Source organism: Modicisalibacter ilicicola DSM 19980 (assembly GCF_900128925.1).
Taxonomy (GTDB): domain Bacteria; phylum Pseudomonadota; class Gammaproteobacteria; order Pseudomonadales; family Halomonadaceae; genus Modicisalibacter; species Modicisalibacter ilicicola.
This window is the reverse complement of sequence record NZ_FQUJ01000005.1, coordinates 123,710-139,062: the sequence shown is the minus strand read 5'-3', so window position 1 is coordinate 139,062 and position 15,353 is coordinate 123,710. Positions and strand designations below refer to the sequence as shown.

Below are 15,353 nucleotides of genomic sequence, written 5' to 3'. Positions count from 1 at the left end.
CTACCCTGTCAGCCCAGCAATCTCGAGGTCATGCATGTCGACACCGACTCGGAGCCCGGATGAATCCAATACCAGTCCCTCCACTGCCGCCCGCATCGGCCTCTGGCTGGGGCCGCTCTGGGTAGTGATGGTCCTGACGCTGCCCGCCCCTGCCGGCATGTCGGAGCCAGCCTGGGCCTGTGCCGGCCTGGCCCTGCTGATGGCCACCTGGTGGGCCACCGAAGCCATTCCCATCCCTGCCACCGCTCTCCTGCCCTTGCTCCTGGTGCCGGCGCTGGGCATCGGCGAACTCTCGGCGGCGGCACCAAGTTACGCCAATCCGATCATCTTCCTGTTCCTGGGGGGTTTTCTGCTCGGCATCGGCATGCAGCGCTGGAACCTGCACCGGCGCATCGCCTTGAAGGTGCTCCAGGTGGTGGGGCCTCAACCGCGGCGACAGGTGGCGGGCTTCATGCTGGCGACCGGTTTTCTGAGCATGTGGGTGTCCAACACCGCCACCAGCATCATGATGCTGCCGATCGGCATGTCGGTCATCAGCCTGCTGGAAGACAGCGACCCCAAGGAGCTGAATCGCTACGCCACCGCGCTGCTGCTGGCCATAGCCTACTCGGCAAGCATCGGTGGGATCGCCACCTTGATCGGCACGCCGCCCAACGCCCTGCTGGCCGGCTATCTGGCCGACGACCGGGGGATCGACATCGGCTTCGCCCAGTGGATGCTGGTCGGTGTGCCGGTCAGCGTGGTGATGATGGTGGCGGCCTGGTGGTGGCTGACCCGAGGCGGCTTCGCGCTGGGCGACAACAAGGACAGCGCCAGCATGATTCGTGACGAGTTGAGTCAACTGGGGCACATGTCACCGGCCGAGCAGCGCGTCGGCATCGTCTTCCTGCTGGCCGCCTTGAGCTGGGTATTTCGTCCCGTAATCAACGATCTCGGCATTGCCTGGCTTTCGGACACCGGTATCGCCATCGCGGCAGGGCTGCTGCTCTTCCTGCTGCCCAGCGGCAATACCCCGGGAGTCCGTCTGCTCGACTGGGACGAGGCCAAGGAGCTGCCCTGGGGCGTGTTGCTGCTCTTCGGTGGCGGTCTCGCCCTGGCCGGCGTGATCAAGAGTTCGGGACTGGCGGAATGGATCGCCAATCAGCTTTCGCTCTTCGAGGCCCTGCCGCTGATTGCCCTGATCGGCATGGTCGTGCTGGTCATCATCTTCCTTACCGAGCTGACCTCGAATACGGCAACGGCCGCGGCCTTTTTGCCCTTGCTCGGCGCCCTGGCGCTGTCGATGGATGTCTCACCGGTATTGATCACCGTCCCGGCGGCCATCGCGGCAAGCTGCGCCTTCATGATGCCCGTGGCGACACCCCCCAACGCCATTGTCTTCGCCACCGGCCACATGCGGATCCAGTCCATGATCAGTGCCGGTTTCCTGCTCAATCTGGTAGGCAGCGTGGTGGTCACGGGGCTGGCCTATCTGCTGGTCACCACCCTCTGGTGAATCGCCTGTCGCGCAAGAACGCCGCCGGCCATGCCGGCGGCGCTTTCAGCCCGCCCGGGTCAGCACTCAGCCCAGCAGCACCGCATAGTGATCCAGCAACAGCGCTGCGAAGACCCCGAGGATGTAGCGGATCGAGAACCAGAAGGCGGCGATCGGCGCACGCGGGTCATGACCACGCCATACCCGCCAGTTCCAGACCATGAAGCGCACATTCAGCGCGGTGACGCCGGCCAGGTAGACCGGTCCCGCCATGCCGGTGGCGAAGGGCAGCAAGGTAATCGCCACGGTCAGCCAGCCATAGAGCCATATCTGTAATCGGGTGAATGCCTCGCCATGGGTGACCGGCAACATGGGGACCTTGGCCCGGGCGTATTCGTCGCGCTTGTGAATGGCCAAGGCCCAGAAATGCGGCGGTGTCCAGGCAAAGACGATCAGCACCAGCAACAGGGCATCCGGGTGCACCTCGCCACTGACCGCCACCCAACCCAACAGTGGCGGAGCCGCGCCGGCCAAGCCACCGATGGTGATGTTCTGCGGTGTTGCGCGCTTGAGAAACGCCGTGTAGATGAGTGCATAGCCGATCAGCGAGGCGAGGGTAAGCCAAGCGGTCAGGGTGTTCACCTGCCACATCAGCACGCCTATCCCGATCATCGACAACAGGGTCGCCCAGGCCAGTGCCAAGGGCGTCGGCAGACGCCGGGAAGCGACGGGCCGCCGGGACGTGCGCAGCATCATGGCATCCAGGCGCCGGTCGAGCACGTGATTGAAGGCCGCCGCACCGGAAGCCGACAACCCGATCCCCAGCAGCCCGAACAGCACCGCATCGACAGGTGGCAGCCCGGGCACGGCCAGGGCCATGCCGACCATCGCGCAGACCAGCATGACCACCACGACCCTGGGCTTGCCCAGGGTCACCAGATCCTGCCATCGCCAGAGACGTGCCGCTGGTCCCGTGCTTGTCATCACTAGGCTACGCATGGACCCGCTCCTTCTTTTGCCATGTTGCGTCCTGCTTGCCCTGGGGCCGTCCCGGAGAGGCTGGACGCCCGCCAGACCGTCGTGGCCATGGCGAGCACCAGCAAGACCGCGCCAGCGGTATGGGCCAGGGCCAGCCCCAGCGGCAACCACAGCAAGACATTTGCGATACCCAGCCCCACCTGCACGCCATAGAGCCCCAACAGCAGGATCAGGGAGGGTCGCAGCGCATGCCACGCCCAGTAACGCCAGGTGACGAGCAGCAGCACGACACCCAGGGCCAAGGCGCCGAGCCTATGCGCCAGGTGGATGGCTGTACGCGCCTCGCTGTGCAATTTGCCGTAAAGATAATTGGGGCCGATGGTCTGGGCCAGGTTGAAGCCCTCCTTCCAATCCGTATCCGGCCACCACTGGCCATTGCAGGTCGGCACTCCCTGGCAGGCGATACCGGCATAGTTGCTCGATGTCCACCCCCCCAGTGCCAGTTGCCCGACCAGCAGCACGATGGCCAGCAGCCACAAGCCACCGGGCCAGGATGCACGCGTCCTGGGAGGGGCGTCAGTCCCGACCCGACGCAGCTGCAGCGATAACCACAGAAACAGCAGCGTCACGCACAAGCCACCCAGCAGGTGCAAGGTGACGACCTGGGGCCAGAGCTTGAGGGTCACGGTGAAGGCGCCGAAGGCGCCCTGGGCCAGGATGACGCCGAGCAACAGCCAACTGGTCCGATGGGGATAGCCAGGAACGTTCCGCGACCGCCAGGCCAGCACCACCAGGCCGATCACCAACAGGCCGAGACCGCTAGCCACATAGCGGTGAATCATCTCGGCCCAGGCCTTGGCGGCGTCCAGCGGCGCATGAGGCGTGTGCGCCAGGGCCGTGGCATCGTCCGGCACTATCAGCTTCCCGTAGCAGCCGGGCCAATCGGGGCATCCCAGACCGGCATCGACCAATCGGGTCCAGGCTCCCAGCAGTACCACGCCGAACGCCAGCAGAACGCCCATCAGACTCAAGGCCCTGGCCAGGCGCAGTCGTCTTTCTTCTACCGATACCGCCATGAACCCCCTCCCCCTGATGCCAGCATGGACACCTCACTCCCGCGACAGTCGCTCGATTTCCGGATTCATGCGCAGCAGGCGACGAACATCCTCGAGAATTTCCGACGGATCGTCGTCCTGCCCGTAGCTCAACACCACCCGGCCCTCGAAATCGATGAGCCAGGTTACCGCATCGTCGCTCCACGCTGGCCGCTCCTGCCAGTGCACCACCTGCTCGCCGGGCAGCGGGTCCTGCCCCCCGCCCAGGCGCAATCGCGTCACACGAGGCGCCTCGCGCCCCAATGCCCGGTGCAGCCGCCATAGGCGATCGGCCAGCCCACCGCAGGGGAGCAGACAGTCATAGGCCAGGACCCACTCCTCATGATCGAGCGTCGCGGCGCCCTCTTCCAGCGGCCACTGCGACAAGGGCGGCAAGGTGGGTTCGAGCCGACCATGCGCAGCCTTCTCTTCGGGAATGCCGACCCGCCACTCCACCATCGCCCAGGCGGCAACCAGAGGGCCGGAAAACAGGGCGATAAATGCCAGCAGCTTGAGCTTCTGTCGCAGGTTCCAGGAGATGCCTCTGCTCATGATCTCGTCTCCATGATTCGTGACTGCAGCCTGGCACGCGGGCGCCCCAGCCACATCACGGCAGTCGCGGCGAGGGCAAGCCCCCACCACTGCACGGCATAACCGAGGTGTCTGCTGGGGGGCATCACCGAGGGCGTCCACCAGGAAGCGAAGCGCCCTTCGCCTTCACGCTGATGCAACCAGCCGTCATGCGCGAAGGTGAGGGCCTCTGGCCAGGCCGAGAGTTCGATGCGTTGCAACCGGTTGCCCTCCTGGTTGGGGCCGAACAAGGGTGCGTCCTGACCCGCGCTCTGCCACAGACCCGCGAGCTCGACCCGGCCGGTGGGCGTATCGACGACCGGGTCCTTGCGTTCCGGCCCCGAGGGCACGAATCCCCGCTCGATCAGCCAGTGACGTCCGTGAACATCGACAAGCGGCGTGAGGACGGCAACGCCGACACGCCCATCGCGCACGCGGTTGTCCAGAAAACGGGTCTGCGCCGCCAGGAACCGCCCCGCCAGTCGAACCTCGGCACCATCGGGCGGCGTCGTTTCCGGCATTGTCAGGGTCGGGGCGGCCTCGAGGCGGGCCAGATAGGCACGCTTCTCTTCGGCGCGTTGCCATTGCCAGCCTCCCAGCACCAGGCCCAGCACGATCACCAGCCCCCAGCCCAGCCACCAGAGCGACTTTTTCTTGACGCCATCGGCAAGCTTGTTTGAACTGAATATGCCCATGACACGGAGTCCCTCATGCTCAAAGTCCTGATTGCCGCCGTCTTTCTGGCCATGCTCACCAGCCTCTTGATGGGAGCCGGCTATCTCATACGCGACGACAGCCGATCCAGGCGTCTGCTGACATCCCTGAAGGTTCGCGTCAGCCTGGCGTCGCTGCTCATCGCTTTGTTGCTCTACGGGTTTTACGTGGGTGACCTGGGCCGTGTCTGACCACGCTCAAAACACGTAAACGAAAATGAACAGCCCGATCCATACCACATCGACGAAATGCCAATACCAGGCAGCCGCCTCGAAACCGAAGTGATTGTGCTCCGAGAAATGCCCTTTCTGGATACGCCAGAGCATCACACCGAGAATGATGGCGCCGATGGTGACATGAGCACCGTGAAAGCCGGTCAACAGGAAGAAGGTCGAACCGTATATGCCCGCTTGCAACGTGATGCCAAGATGATGATAGGCCTCGTAGTACTCGAAGCCTTGCACGCACACGAAGAGCACTCCCAGCACCAGCGTGAGGATCAGGCAGTTGCGCGTGGTGTCGCGATGGCCCTCCTTGAGTGCCTCGTGGGAGAGCGTCAGCGTAATACTGGAGGTTACCAGGAAGAGCGTGTTGACCAGCGGCAACTGCCAGGGATTGACGACCTCCTTGGGGCCCGCCACATTCGAATCAGGCGGGCTCATCAGCGGCCAGCTGGCGGCGAAATCGGGCCACAGCAAGGCACTGACACCCTTCGCCCCTTCTCCATCCAGCCAGGGCAGCGCAAAGACCCGCACATAGAACAGGGCGCCAAAGAAGGCCAGGAAGAACATCACCTCCGAGAAGATGAACCAGGCCATGCCCCAGCGAAAGGAGCGATCCATCTGGTCATCGTAGAGGCCGCTTCGGGACTCCTTGATCACATCGCGAAACCACAGCGCCATCACGGCGACGATCGCCACCACCCCGATGGGCACCAGCACCAAGCCGGTGTCGAAGACCAGCAGGATGCCCGTGCCGATCATGAACAACCCCACCGCCAAGCCAGCGAGGATGGGCCACTTGCTGCTCGCGGGTACGTAGTAGCTGCCACCGCTCATGCATCACCTCCTTGCATGGATGTGCTCTTGTTATTCGCCACCGGGCCTTCGGCCACGGGGTACAGGGTGTAGGCCAGGGTCACGGTATGAATACCCTCCGGCAGATCGCTGGACAGCTGGAACATCATGGGCAGCTCCAGCTTTTCTCCCGCCTCGAGTCGCTGCTCCTGGAAACAGAAACACGTCACCTTGCGCAGGTGCAGGGAGGCCTCGGAGGGGCTGACGCTGGGCACGGCCCGCCCCCGGGAAGCGGTCTTGCCATGGTTGACGAAGGCGAAGCGCACCTCGTAGGCCTGACCGGGGTGGACGCGCACCTGGCGGTTCAGGGCCTCGAGACGCCAGGGCAGACCGCTGCCGGTGCGGGTGATGAACTGCACGGTGACATAGCGCGACTCATCCACCTCGCCACTGACGACCGCTCGTGGCTGGCTGGCGGACTTGCCATTGAGCCCGGTGATCTGACAGAAGACGTCATACAGTGGCACCAGGGCGATGGTGAACCCTACCATCATCAACAGTGCGATCAGGGTCTTGGTGACCGTTCGCTGTACTGGCGTCATGGCTTGCCCTCCCGGTTTCCTGCCCTCGGCGGATGTCAGTGGAACTTGAACCCGCGCAGATCCGGTGGCGTCTCGAAGGTATGCAACGGTGCCGGGCTAGGCAGCGTCCATTCGAGATCGCTGGCGCCTTCCCAGGCCTTCGCCGGCGCCTTGGCGCCGCCGCGCACGCACTTGACGATGACCCAGACGAAGAGCAACTGCGAGAACCCGAACAGGAAGCCGCCGATGCTCGAGGCCATGTTGAAATCCGCGAACTGCAGGGCGTAGTCGGGAATCCGACGCGGCATGCCCGCGAGGCCGGCGAAATGCATGGGGAAGAACAGCAGGTTGACGCCGATCACCGAGAGCCAGAAGTGCCAGCGACCGATGCGCTCGTCCGGATAATGGCCGGTCCACTTGGGTAGCCAGTAGTAGACCGCGGCCATGATCGAGAACACCGCCCCGGGCACCAGCACGTAGTGGAAATGCGCCACCACGAAATAGGTATCGTGGTACTGGAAATCCGCCGGGGCGATCGCCAGCATCAGTCCCGAGAACCCGCCGATGGTGAACAGCACGATGAAGGCCAGGGCGAACAGCATCGGCGTCTCGAAGGTGATCGAGCCGCGAAACAGCGTGGTGATCCAGTTGAACACCTTCACCCCGGTGGGCACGGCGATCAGCATGGTGGTGTACATGAAGAACAGTTCGGCCACCAGGGGCAGCCCGACCGCGAACATGTGGTGCGCCCATACCAGGAACGACAGAATGGCAATCGAGGCCGTGGCATAGACCATGGAGGCGTAGCCGAACAGACGCTTGCGGGCGAAGGTAGGCACGATCACCGAGACGATGCCGAAGGCCGGCAGAATCATGATGTACACCTCGGGATGCCCGAAGAACCAGAACAGGTGCTGGAACAGCACCGGATCGCCGCCCCCGGCGGCATTGAAGAAGCTGGTACCGAAATTGATGTCGAGCAGCATCATGGTGATGACGCCGGCCAGGACCGGCATGACCGCGATCAGCAGGAAGGCGGTGATCAACCAGGTCCAGACGAACAGCGTCATGTCCATCAGGCGCATGCCCGGCGCCCGCAGGTTGAGGATCGTCGCGATGATGTTGATCGCCCCGAGGATCGAGCTGATGCCCGCCATGTGCAGCGCGAAGATGAAGAAGGTGGTCGAGGGCGGTGCATAGGTGGTGGAAAGCGGCGCATAGAAGGTCCATCCGAAGTTGGGCCCACCACCGGGCATCAGCAGGGTCGCCAAAAGCAATGTGAAGGCGATCGGCAACAGCCAGAAGCTGAAGTTGTTGAGGCGAGGCAGCGCCATGTCAGGCGCCCCGATCTGCAGAGGCACCATCCAGTTGGCCAACCCCACGAAGGCGGGCATCACGGCACCGAAGACCATGATCAGGCCATGCATGGTGGTCATCTGATTGAAGAACTCGGGCTGCACCATCTGCAGACCCGGCTGGAACAGTTCGAGCCGCACCACCAGGGCCATGACACCGCCGATCAGGAACATCGACAGCGAGAAGATCAGGTAGAGCGTGCCGATCTCCTTGTGGTTGGTGGTGAGCAGCCAGCGCAGCGGTCCACTGCGGTAGTGGTGTTCTTCCTCATGAGCCGCAGGGCTACCCGCGACACTCTGGCTGTGTTCGAGCGGTGCCTTGGGAGGCAAGTTGGGAGCCATCGATCAATTCTCCTCGCAAGTCGACTTGCGCACAGGATTACGTACTCGTGCGATCAGGGGTCTATGAGCGCCTGAATTTCCGCCGGTTGAACCACATCGCCGGTCTCGTTGCCCCAGGCGTTGCGCTCGTAGGTGATCACCGCAGCGAGATCGACAGGATTGAGCGTGCCGCTGAAGGCCGCCATCGCCGAGCCGGATACACCGTTGACGACAACATCGATGTGCCAATCGAGATCGTCCATCATCGCCTGGTTGCCCGCCAGCGCCGGGAATGTCGGCGGCGTGCCCTGCCCGTCGGCCTGGTGACAGGAGGCACAGATCGAGCCGTAGACCTTCTCGCCTCGCTCGACCAGTTCCTCGAGCTTCCACTCACGATCGACCCCGCTTGCGGCGGCGGCGGCCTCCTGCTTGCGCTCCGCGAGCCAGGTGTCGAACGCCTCCTGCTCCATGGCCTGCACCACGACCGGCATGAAGGCATGGTCCTTGCCGCACAGTTCCGCGCACTGACCGCGGTAGATGCCAGGCTCGTCGATACGTGTCCAGGCCTCGTTGACGAACCCCGGCACGGCATCCTTCTTGACCGCCAGATCCGGCACCCACCAGGAATGGATGACGTCCGACGAGGTCATCAGCAGTCGCACCTTGCGACCCACGGGCAAGACCAGGGGCTGATCGACCTCGAGCAGGTAGTTCTCGCCCTTCTCGGCCGTGCCGTCGATCTGTTCCCGGGGAGTATCCAGATTGGAGAAGAACGTTATGTCCTCGCCCATGTAGTGGTAATGCCACCGCCACTGATGGCCGGTGACCATCACATCGAGCTCGGCTTCGGAGGCGTCGTACATGTCCTTGAGGGTGGCAGTGGCCGGAATCGCCATGGCCACGAGGATGAGAAGCGGGATTGCCGTCCAGAACACCTCGACGGTGGTGTGTTCGTGAAAATGGGCCGCCTGTGCTCCCTTGGATCGTCGGTAACGGAACAGCGAGTAGAACATGATGCCGAACACGATCACGCCGATGATCACGCAGATCCAGAAGATCACCATATGCAGGCCGTAGACGTCACGGCTGACTTCCGTGACGCCGACAGGCATGTTCCAGCCTGCCGCTCGTGCCGCACGAGACAGACCGGTGACACTCGCCATCAGGGCAGCGAGAACTAACATCTTGCGCATCCACCTCTCCTTAGTTGTTCTAATATCGTCGGAGCGACCATTACGGATAAATTAGGGTGTGCTTGACGAGTATAGAAGAGCTTTCGGATTCGCGAGAACCGGTCCGCCACGAAATTAAACGCTGCGGAGCTCAGCCCGCGGCCATGATGGCGATCGCCATCACGACGATGACCATCAGCATGGCGAGCACGATGCCCACCACGATGAAAGTCCCCGGCTTGCCTTGCTCGAAATCCCGGCGCCGGCGCTGTTCCCTCTGGACGCCGAAGAATGCCGACAGCACCGATTTGACGACTTCCCACATGGCCCCTCCCGGTTGACGCCTGTCGCTCTGGCATGGACGCTGGTTCTGCGAATCCACTCTCCATAGCCTCGATTCAACGCTCGAATCTGACCCGCATCAAGTTCTATTCAGATAACTTGACGATCATGGTCCAGAGACACCTTAAAGGCCTACACTGGTAGCTGGCATCCCCTACTCTCGTTCACGCTCGCAGGAGGGACCTCATGGCAACATCACGCTCCACCCCTTTTCCGTCTCCACTGGCCGATGTCGATGCTGCCGCGCTTCCCAGTTGGTGGATGCAGCAATGGATGGAATCGGCCAATGCCTCTGCCCGTCTACAACTGGTGTGGCTGGAGATGCTGGGTAACGCCATGCAGCAGGAAGCCGAGTTTTTCAAGATCATGGCCATCTCGACCGAGAAGCTGGCCCATGGCGCCATGAACCAGGAGCTGCTTGGCGATCCGACGGCAATGGCCGCGCACTACCAGGAAGTGGCTGGAGAGATTCACGAGGCCACCATGAATCGCATGCACAAGGTCACCGAGCTGTCCAAGGACTTCCGCGAATGCCTGTGGGAGGAGATCTGCTGAAGCAACTCCCTCTCAGAAGCCGAATAGTGCCGTGATCAAGGGCAACAGAAAGGCCGTCAACATGCCGGTCAGGCCCATGGCCAGGCCGGCGAAGGCGCCGGCCATGGCACCCAGGGAGGCGAAGCTCTGAGCCGTGCCGAACCCGTGGGCCGCCAGCCCCATGGTGAAACCCTGGACGCTGGGATCCTTGATATCGAGCCAGCGAAAGATCATTGGCCCCAATGCACACCCCACGGAACCCGTCAGCAGCACCAGTCCCGCTGCCAGCGAAGGGATTCCTCCGATCTGCTCGGCGATGCCCATGGCGATGGGCGAAGTGACCGAGCGTGGCGCCAAGGAGAGTAGCGTCTCGCTTTGCGCCCCCATCATTAGCCCGATGCCCAACGTCGATGCCACGGCCACCGCGATGCCCGTCACACAGGCTACGAGAATCGGCATCAGCATGCGCCTGACGCGTTCGCGATGGTCGAACAGCGGTATAGCCAGGGCGACCGTGGCCGGCCCCAGAAGGAAGTGGATGAACTGCGCCCCCTGGAAATAGGTCGCATAGTCGATGCCGGTAAGCAGCAAGAAGCCGATCAACAGTGCAATCGCCACCAGCACCGGATGCGCGAAAGGCGAACCGCCCAGCCAGCGGTTGATACGCGTGGCCAGCACGAAGGCAATCAGTGTGGCCAGAAGCGACAGCAAGGGGTTGCCGGAGAGATAGACCCACAGCTGGTCGAGGGGCACCAGATTCATTGCCCTTTCCTCCCGACATAGCGTCGTGCCGACCAGTCGAGCACCTTCGCGGTCACCGCCAGGGTGATCGCCGTGGACAGCACCAGGGTGATCACCAGGGTCCAGAAATCGGCGCGAATCAACCCGAAATGCACCATCAGCCCCACGCCAGCAGGCACGAACAGCAGCGTCAGGTAGCGAAGCAATCCTTCCCCGGTCTTGCGCAGGGCATCCGGCACCTGGCCGTTGACCAGCAACCCGACCAGCAGAATCACCATGCCCAGCACCGGGCCAGGAACGGGGATCGCCAGCCCCCGGGACAGCAATTCGCCGAGGAACTGACACCCCAGCAGTACACTCATGCCGATGATCAAAGGCATCGCACTCTCCCTCTCATGTTCGAGGCACGAATAATACAATGAAAGCGGCATGTTGCACGCACCACTCCCCTCCACTGCTCCATCAGTAACAAGCGATTGAAACGAAAGCGTATTCCACGCTTGCATTTGGCAGGGAAATCGCTACTATATGCCTCGTTCGCTGCCAGCCACATCAGCACACGCTGATTTACGGGCAGCAGATCACGGAGCGTGGCGCAGCTTGGTAGCGCGCTGCAATGGGGTTGCAGAGGTCGCTGGTTCGAATCCAGTCGCTCCGACCAGAAATAAAGAAAAACCGCCACTCACGGATCATGCCGGGTGGCGGTTTTTTGTTGTGAGCATGGGATGATGCGAGCAATGCACAGCGTGCATTGCTCCAGGATTCACTCGACGAGGGTCTGGCCCGAGTTCAGGTATGCCTTGCCGGCGTTCTTGGTGGTGCGTGGGTCGGCACTTTCGGAGGCCAGGTGCATGTCCTCCAGCAACACGCTCATCAGATCGACTTCTTCGTCGATCTTGGCCAAGGCGTTTTCCAGGGTGTAGCTCAGCTCGTGGATCTTCGCCATGCGTTCCGGCGTGAGTTCCTGGTTCAACAACTCCTCCAGGCGCTGGTTGTATTCGGAGAAGTTGGTTACCGCCTGCTCGAGCGTCTCGGCGGATTCGCCGGCGAAATGTTCGGGACGCTCTTCATCGGCCACGGCGAAGGTGCCGGAACCAAGGACGACTGCCAATGTTGCGGCCTGAGCCAGGTATCGCATGGGATTCTCCCTAGTGGTTGGATAGCGTAGTTAAACGATAATAGTTTGCGATTGCGACTATATAACGCCTGAAAACCTTGCGCAACGGTATCGCCACCCTGGCTTGTGATTCATGCGGGCTCGTTCACGTCTCTGCGGTGCCTTTCGCCTCGGCAATCTCCAGAAGCCTGCGTCGATAACGCAGCAGAGCCCTCAAGGCGGCGGCGGCACGATCCGGCGCATCATCCTTGCCGACATCGGCTCCCTGGATGCCCACCCGGTGATTATCGTGCCGTGCGAGACGTGCTTGCAGCGCCTCGATATCGGGCGGTGACACCTCCTTTTCCGTTGTCGACGAGGACTCGGCAGCGGGCAACAGTGCCCGCGACATGTCGCCGATCAAACGATCGGTGGCCGACAGTGCGTCCCCATCCAGCACCTCCAGCAGGCGCGCCCTATCGATCGTCTCGAGCAGTTCGACGAGATCCGCACCTCTTGCGCCGAGCGTTTCGGTATCCTCCTCCTGCGCCGTGGCGGCATGCTGCACCAGACGCAGGGAAGTGCGATAGAGATCGGCCTTGCCAACATCGAGTTCGCCAAGCAAGGACTCGGCTTGCTGTGTCAGGCGTTGCAACTTGATCTCGCTGCCGAGGATCGTGATATGGGTGATGCGATTCCAGATCAGGGTGACCAGCCCCACACCGAAGGCCAGGGTCAGCAGGCTGACGAAGGCGCCTCCTTCGATAAGACCACGGTGCAGATAGAAGAACGCCAGCCCCGCCAGCACACCAAAGGCCAGTACGGCGGCCAGCCGACGCGGTCCCCTTGCCAAATCCGCGGATCCTGGCTTGTCGGCCTTTCCTTCGTCTTCAGCCTTTCTGCGTGGTGTCACTGCCATGGCCTCTCTCCTTGAACGAGGAATTTATTAGACAAGGTATAGTCGGCAGCTTCACGCAAGGGCAGGATCGCGTCAGCCTTCCGGCTTGATGAATGCCCGGATTCTCGACTATCGGGAGAAGAGGGTTATTGCCGAAGGGGGGAGGCAGGAAGATAAAGAAAAAGCAGTGGCTCCCCGAACAGGACTCGAACCTGTGACCCAATGATTAACAGTCATTTGCTCTACCAACTGAGCTATCGGGGAACATCAGAAGCGGGCTTCGGCGGGAGGTTGGCTCCCCGAGCAGGACTCGAACCTGCGACCCAATGATTAACAGTCATTTGCTCTACCAACTGAGCTATCGGGGAATCGCCGAAATGTGGTGTTCGCGGAAACTGGCTCCCCGAGCAGGACTCGAACCTGCGACCCAATGATTAACAGTCATTTGCTCTACCAACTGAGCTATCGGGGAACATCTCGGAACACGCGGCGTAGTATACGTAACGAGAAACATCCGTCAAGAGCCACCGGCCATCGCCGCCCTCTCCCGGTGGCGACCCTGCCGATCCCGACCTGCCGCGCATGACAAAGCGCCCACCGAAATCATTCCGGTGGGCGCTTCTTCGATCCTGGTGGCTACGCCCTGATTCGAACAGGGGACCCCATCATTATGAGTGATGTGCTCTAACCAGCTGAGCTACGTAGCCCTTCTCGACGGGGGCAGATTATGCCCGCAAGTGTTCGGCTTGGCAACCCGGATCAGCCCTCGATACCCAGGGAGGCCTTGACCGCCGGCAGCCCAGGCTCGCCTTCCACGGTCGTGACACCCTCGAGCCAGTCATCGAGCGCATCGGGATTGGACTGCAACCAACTGCGTGCCGCTTCACGGGGCCTTTCCCCCTCGTCCATGATCGCACTCATGATCTGGTTTTCCATCGCCAGGGAGAACTGAAGGTTCTCGAGCAACGTACCGACATTGCCGCACTCCTCGACATAGCCGCTGCGCGTATTGGTATGCACCGTCGCGCCTCCCAGATTCGGGCCGAAGTAATCATCGGCGCCTTCCAGGTAGGCCATGTCGAAATTGGTGTTCATGGGGTGCGGCTCCCAGCCGAGGAATACCATCCAGTCCTCGTTGGCCGTCTTCGATTTCAACTCCGCCAGCATCCCCGCCTCCGAGGAGTCGATCAGTTGCCAGTCCCCCAGCCCGAAGGCGTCATTGTCGATCATCTCCTGAATGATCATGTTGCCGTCATTGCCGGCTTCGATGCCATAGAGCCGGCTATCGAACTTGTCGGCATGCTCGTCGAGATCGGCCACCGAGGTGACCCCCGCCTCCTGGACATATTGCGGTACCGCGAGCGTGTACTTGGCGCCTTCCAGATTGGCCGCGACCCGGTCCACCTGACCCTTTTCGATGTAGGGATCGCTGATCGAGGCCATGGAGGGCATCCAGTTGCCCAGGAAGACATCGAAATCGCCATTCTTCATGCCCGCATAGGCGATCGGCACCGAGACCGTATCGGTACGCGTCTCGTAGCCCAACCCTTCGAGCACCTCGGTAGACAGCGCAGTGGTGGCGGTGATGTCGGTCCAGCCTACCTCGGCGAAGCGGACCGTCTGACACGCTTGCGGCACTTCGGCAAAGGCCAGGGGCGCACCAAGGATCAGCAGCGTGCCGCACATGGTTCCGACGGAGATCTTGTAGTTCATTAAGACAGCCCTTTTTATTGATTGAACGTTCAATAAAGATATCCCATACTATCCAGTGATGTCCAATCGTACAGGAATGCCCAGCGGGGGCATGTGAACACAGGCTGGCTTTCAGGGGGATGAACGTTTGCCCAAGCTAGGAATGGAACCCATTCGGCGGCGTCAGCTGGTACAGGCCACCATGCAGGCGATCGACGAGGCCGGTCTTGCCAATACCACCATCCTGCGCATCGCCAATCGGGCCAATGTCTCCGCGGGCATCATCAGCCATTACTTCGGTGGCAAGGAAGGCCTGCTCGAGGCGACCATGCGCCAGGTACTCGGCGATCTCGGCCAGGAGGTGGCCAGGCGCCGTGCCGCGGCCGGTGGATCTCCCCGAGCCCAGCTCCGGGCCATCATCGACGGCAATTTCGATCGCAACCAGGTCAGTCGAGCGGTCATGAAGACCTGGCTGGCATTCTGGGCCTCGAGCATGCACCGCGGCAATCTGCAGCGCTTGCAGCAGGTCAACGACCGGCGACTCTACTCGAACCTCTGCTTCCAGTTCCGTCGCTGCCTGCCCAGGGACGAAGCGCGCGATGCCGCACGTGGCCTGGCCGCACTGATCGACGGATTGTGGCTACGCGGAGCCCTGGCCTCGGAAACGCTCGATGCCGAACGTGCCCGGCGTCTCGCCTACGACTATCTGGATGGACGACTGGCGCGCACCGAATGCCTGGCCTGAGGCGCGCCCCCACTGACGACACTCTGACCA

18 protein-coding genes and 5 tRNA genes are annotated in these 15,353 nt (G+C 62.2%); 5 read left to right on the top strand and 18 right to left on the bottom strand.

The features are described from left to right. Positions 1–34: 34 nt before the first annotated feature. Positions 35–1,495, top strand: a complete 1,461-nt coding sequence (locus BUA41_RS06780) for an SLC13 family permease (RefSeq protein WP_072821076.1) — start codon at positions 35–37, stop codon at positions 1,493–1,495. A gap of 66 nt (positions 1,496–1,561) precedes the next feature. Here BUA41_RS06780 and cyoE read toward each other — a convergent pair whose 3' ends face one another. The 4 genes from cyoE to BUA41_RS06760 are packed head-to-tail and all read right to left on the bottom strand — an operon-like array spanning position 1,562 to position 4,811. Beyond that, a complete protein-coding gene (cyoE, locus tag BUA41_RS06775) occupies positions 1,562–2,473 on the bottom strand; it encodes a heme o synthase (protein ID WP_072821074.1) in 912 nt (303 codons plus the stop codon). After that, positions 2,461–3,528 carry a COX15/CtaA family protein gene (locus BUA41_RS06770; protein ID WP_072821345.1) on the bottom strand — a complete coding sequence of 356 codons (1,068 nt, stop codon included), beginning with the start codon at positions 3,526–3,528 and terminating at the stop codon, positions 2,461–2,463. Before BUA41_RS06770 ends, cyoE begins: the two co-directional genes overlap by 13 nt. A 33-nt stretch (positions 3,529–3,561) precedes the next feature. Continuing rightward, positions 3,562–4,098, bottom strand: a complete 537-nt coding sequence (locus BUA41_RS06765; RefSeq protein ID WP_072821072.1) for a redox-active disulfide-containing membrane protein — start codon at positions 4,096–4,098, stop codon at positions 3,562–3,564. Continuing rightward, a complete protein-coding gene (locus BUA41_RS06760; RefSeq protein WP_072821070.1) occupies positions 4,095–4,811 on the bottom strand; it encodes an SURF1 family protein in 717 nt (238 codons plus the stop codon). Before BUA41_RS06760 ends, BUA41_RS06765 begins: the two co-directional genes overlap by 4 nt. 15 nt (positions 4,812–4,826) lie before the next feature. On the opposite strand from BUA41_RS06760, the gene BUA41_RS06755 reads away from it, so the two are divergent. Beyond that, positions 4,827–5,021, top strand: a complete 195-nt coding sequence (locus tag BUA41_RS06755) for a DUF2909 family protein (protein WP_072821068.1) — start codon at positions 4,827–4,829, stop codon at positions 5,019–5,021. A 6-nt stretch (positions 5,022–5,027) separates the two neighbouring features. Here BUA41_RS06755 and BUA41_RS06750 read toward each other — a convergent pair whose 3' ends face one another. The 5 genes from BUA41_RS06750 to BUA41_RS06730 all read right to left on the bottom strand — a co-directional run bounded on the left by BUA41_RS06750 (position 5,028) and on the right by BUA41_RS06730 (position 9,600). Beyond that, on the bottom strand, positions 5,028–5,888 hold the full coding sequence (locus tag BUA41_RS06750) for a cytochrome c oxidase subunit 3 (protein WP_072821066.1): 861 nt from the start codon (positions 5,886–5,888) through the stop codon (positions 5,028–5,030). Next, on the bottom strand, positions 5,885–6,448 hold the full coding sequence (locus BUA41_RS06745) for a cytochrome c oxidase assembly protein (protein WP_072821064.1): 564 nt from the start codon (positions 6,446–6,448) through the stop codon (positions 5,885–5,887). The genes BUA41_RS06750 and BUA41_RS06745 overlap by 4 nt, the downstream gene beginning before the upstream one ends. Before the next feature lie 35 nt (positions 6,449–6,483). Then, positions 6,484–8,124, bottom strand: a complete 1,641-nt coding sequence (gene ctaD / locus BUA41_RS06740) for a cytochrome c oxidase subunit I (protein WP_072821062.1) — start codon at positions 8,122–8,124, stop codon at positions 6,484–6,486. Between the two features lie 53 nt (positions 8,125–8,177). Then, the gene (gene coxB, locus BUA41_RS06735; protein ID WP_072821060.1) at positions 8,178–9,296 is read right to left on the bottom strand and encodes a cytochrome c oxidase subunit II; all 1,119 of its coding nucleotides are present in this window, start codon (positions 9,294–9,296) and stop codon (positions 8,178–8,180) included. 130 nt (positions 9,297–9,426) lie between these two features. Beyond that, positions 9,427–9,600, bottom strand: a complete 174-nt coding sequence (locus BUA41_RS06730) for a DUF2970 domain-containing protein (RefSeq protein WP_072821058.1) — start codon at positions 9,598–9,600, stop codon at positions 9,427–9,429. A gap of 203 nt (positions 9,601–9,803) precedes the next feature. On the opposite strand from BUA41_RS06730, the gene BUA41_RS06725 reads away from it, so the two are divergent. Beyond that, positions 9,804–10,172, top strand: a complete 369-nt coding sequence (locus BUA41_RS06725; RefSeq protein WP_139249072.1) for a hypothetical protein — start codon at positions 9,804–9,806, stop codon at positions 10,170–10,172. A gap of 12 nt (positions 10,173–10,184) precedes the next feature. On the opposite strand, the gene BUA41_RS06720 is transcribed toward BUA41_RS06725, so the two are convergent. Both BUA41_RS06720 and BUA41_RS06715 read right to left on the bottom strand, forming a co-directional pair. Further along, complete coding sequence (locus BUA41_RS06720) at positions 10,185–10,913, bottom strand: LrgB family protein (protein WP_072821054.1); 729 nt, start codon at positions 10,911–10,913, stop codon at positions 10,185–10,187. Then, complete coding sequence (locus BUA41_RS06715) at positions 10,910–11,272, bottom strand: CidA/LrgA family protein (protein ID WP_072821052.1); 363 nt, start codon at positions 11,270–11,272, stop codon at positions 10,910–10,912. The genes BUA41_RS06720 and BUA41_RS06715 overlap by 4 nt, the downstream gene beginning before the upstream one ends. Positions 11,273–11,476: 204 nt before the next feature. Here BUA41_RS06715 and BUA41_RS06710 point away from each other — a divergent pair. Continuing rightward, positions 11,477–11,553: transfer RNA gene (locus BUA41_RS06710), tRNA-Pro, on the top strand. A gap of 102 nt (positions 11,554–11,655) precedes the next feature. On the opposite strand, the gene BUA41_RS06705 is transcribed toward BUA41_RS06710, so the two are convergent. The 7 genes from BUA41_RS06705 to BUA41_RS06675 all read right to left on the bottom strand — a co-directional run bounded on the left by BUA41_RS06705 (position 11,656) and on the right by BUA41_RS06675 (position 14,599). Continuing rightward, positions 11,656–12,030 carry a DUF6746 family protein gene (locus BUA41_RS06705; protein WP_072821050.1) on the bottom strand — a complete coding sequence of 125 codons (375 nt, stop codon included), beginning with the start codon at positions 12,028–12,030 and terminating at the stop codon, positions 11,656–11,658. 124 nt (positions 12,031–12,154) lie between these two features. Further along, on the bottom strand, positions 12,155–12,907 hold the full coding sequence (locus BUA41_RS06700; protein WP_072821048.1) for a hypothetical protein: 753 nt from the start codon (positions 12,905–12,907) through the stop codon (positions 12,155–12,157). A gap of 167 nt (positions 12,908–13,074) precedes the next feature. Beyond that, positions 13,075–13,150 (bottom strand) — tRNA-Asn (locus tag BUA41_RS06695). A gap of 28 nt (positions 13,151–13,178) precedes the next feature. After that, positions 13,179–13,254, bottom strand: a tRNA-Asn gene (locus BUA41_RS06690). Positions 13,255–13,282: 28 nt separating this feature from the next. Then, positions 13,283–13,358: transfer RNA gene (locus BUA41_RS06685), tRNA-Asn, on the bottom strand. A gap of 158 nt (positions 13,359–13,516) precedes the next feature. Then, a tRNA-Met gene (locus tag BUA41_RS06680) sits at positions 13,517–13,593 on the bottom strand. Positions 13,594–13,645: 52 nt separating this feature from the next. Further along, complete coding sequence (locus BUA41_RS06675) at positions 13,646–14,599, bottom strand: choline ABC transporter substrate-binding protein (RefSeq protein WP_072821046.1); 954 nt, start codon at positions 14,597–14,599, stop codon at positions 13,646–13,648. A gap of 142 nt (positions 14,600–14,741) precedes the next feature. Here BUA41_RS06675 and betI point away from each other — a divergent pair, with 142 nt between their 5' ends. Continuing rightward, positions 14,742–15,323, top strand: coding sequence for a transcriptional regulator BetI (gene betI, locus BUA41_RS06670; protein WP_072821044.1), 582 nt, complete (start codon positions 14,742–14,744; stop codon positions 15,321–15,323). Positions 15,324–15,353: the final 30 nt, after the last annotated feature.